The following is an 817-nucleotide window of genomic DNA, read 5'->3' on the forward strand; positions in this document are numbered from 1 at the left end:
GAACGCCATTAAGCTAAGGGGCGACCGACTGTGCCGTCAGGCGTTCACGCCACTCGGCCCGGGTCCTCGTCATCCACATGTACTTCTTGGGACGCCGCTTCACGACCCGTGGCTGCACTCGGCCGGGCCGGTCGGGGTTGACCACCAACCTCGGCGACCGCCCGTCTCCCACGGCGTGGACCAGCCAGCGCAGGGCGTCCACGAAGCTGACCCGCTCCACCTCCCGGCCCTGGTGCCGGGCCGCCTCCAGGATCACCACCCGGACCAGGTTGTAGACCAACGCGTAGACGGTCAACTCCTTCAGCACCCCGTCGACCGTCTTGCACTTGAGCACGTCCATCCGCATCGTCGTCTTCAGGCGCCTCAGGTACAGTTCCACCCGCCACCGCGTCCCGTACAGCTCGGCCAGCGACTCCAGAGGGTACGCCTCGGCGTCGAGCAGCGTCGTCACCAGCGTGACCGAGCGGGTGCGGTAGCCGGGCCGGCCGACGTCGTACCGCAACTCGCGGAGTTCCAGCGTCGCGGGCAAGGCGGCGAACTGTTCCTGGGTCGACCACTGCGGCCGCTTGCTCGGCTTGGACCACTCGACCAGCTGGTCGTGTTCGCCGATCCGTCGCAGCCACCGCGAGCGCGGGCGGCCTTTGGCCCCCTCCTTGACGTCGCGGCCGACGTGCGGCCGGTGCGGCGTGAAGTCGACGATCTGCCTCGCGTGGACCCGGAAGACCGCATGGGCGCCGCGGGCGGCCAGCAGCGCCAGGTGGAGGAACGAGCAGAAGCCGCGGTCACCGACCAGGACGTCCCCCGGCCCGAGGTGGGG

1 protein-coding gene is annotated in these 817 nt (G+C 70.1%); it reads right to left on the reverse strand.

Going from position 1 to position 817, the window contains the following annotated elements; all coding sequences use genetic code 11:
• Window positions 1-13: 13 nt before the first annotated feature.
• On the reverse strand, window positions 14-817 hold an 804-nt coding region (locus G6O68_RS31935), incomplete at its 5' end, for a transposase (protein WP_165253816.1).

The organism is Paludisphaera soli (assembly GCF_011064595.1).
GTDB classification, from domain to species: domain Bacteria; phylum Planctomycetota; class Planctomycetia; order Isosphaerales; family Isosphaeraceae; genus Paludisphaera; species Paludisphaera soli.